The sequence below is a fragment of the Synechococcus sp. OH2 genome (genome assembly GCF_047462155.1).
Taxonomy (GTDB): domain Bacteria; phylum Cyanobacteriota; class Cyanobacteriia; order Thermostichales; family Thermostichaceae; genus Thermostichus.
This window is the reverse complement of sequence record NZ_JANSIR010000102.1, coordinates 1-1,343: the sequence shown is the minus strand read 5'-3', so window position 1 is coordinate 1,343 and position 1,343 is coordinate 1. Positions and strand designations below refer to the sequence as shown.

The 1,343-nt window shown below is 46.5% G+C and carries 1 protein-coding gene and 1 pseudogene; both read left to right on the top strand.

Features of this window, described 5'->3' with window-relative positions:
* Window positions 1-50 precede the first annotated feature (50 nt).
* A pseudogene (locus tag NW835_RS10135) lies at window positions 51-188 on the top strand (DUF4347 domain-containing protein); the annotation flags it as partial.
* A gap of 210 nt (window positions 189-398) precedes the next feature.
* The coding region (locus tag NW835_RS10130; RefSeq protein WP_414415217.1) for an Ig-like domain-containing protein at window positions 399-1,343 on the top strand (945 nt) is incomplete at its 3' end.

Genomic DNA, 1,343 nt, shown 5'->3' with positions numbered 1-1,343 from the left:
GCTAAGTGTTGCTACTGTACCCCTTGATTCCTTAACAGGCTGTAGCTCATCTAACAGGAGCTGATATTGCCGCTTCTACCAACCTTACAGGATATGCTGGATACGATGCGGATTGGGTTCTAGAGGCTGCGACCAGCTCCATTGCTACCCCCACAATTTTTGTGGAAGGCTCAGTGGAGCATCGTTACCACCATACCTTACAGGTTGGTGCCACGCCCACTCTGAATACCAGCAACTTTCTTTTAGAAAACATCCAAGTAGGCTCTAACAACGTTTCTCTCATCGACGCAACTGAAGAAGTTATTTTAAGAAGAGTTGATAATGACCAAGTAGCAGGGATTTGTAACATTGTCTGGGTCGTTCCTCCAGACACTCCTGGCAGCCTTGGAATTACAGCTATGGAGCAGGCTCTCTTAATCAATCCTATAAATCCGGTTATTAAGGCAGGGACAGATAATATTTTTACAAACAAAGATACTGGCACTGTCAACCTCAATAACATAGAAAGAGTTGACTTTATCACGCCAGGTGGCATAACTGCGCCTAGTGCCAATCTAGATAAAATCGGGTTTCTCCTTCTGGATAGAGGCGGCAATGACTCTTTTAGGATGGCTGCTATCACCAAGCTTGATCCCAACCCCGTAAATTACATTTACGGATCGGTTGTTGCAGTTGGATCCGGTACTTGGTCGAAAGGCACATTTATTAATACAAACGTGCATAGCGATAAGTGTGGAACTCAACCTCTAGACACGACTATTACTTCTTTTGGACTAAACCAACCGCTATCGGGAGTTTTCGTAAGCTTCCAAGATCTAGGCATATCACCTAGTCAAACATTCTTTGGATACTCAGTAGTTGGCAATGATGTAACCGGCTCAGTTAAAAACTTCAACACGTTCTCAAAAAACACGAATCAAATCAAGGGCGGCTGGGATATGACGGCAGGGGGGGGAATTGTAGCCTATAACCCTCTTGCTAATGACGACACTGCAACCACTCCCCAAAATACACCAGTCACCATCACGATTCTGTCTAATGATGTAGGGTATGTCTTTAATTTGGATCCCAGTACCATTGACCTAGATCCAAGCTCTCCTGGACAGCAAACTACTCTGACGGTCCCTGGAGAAGGCACATACACTGTCAACCTAACTACTGGGGAAGTCACTTTTACTCCGGATCCCTCTTTCACGGGTGCTGCAACTCCAATTCAATACACAGTAAAGGATGCGCAAGGTCTGATTTCCAACGAAGCCACCATTACCGTCACAGTTACTCCAGCATCAACCCCAACGCCGACGCCGACCCCGACGGAGACACCGACGCCAACGCCGACCCCG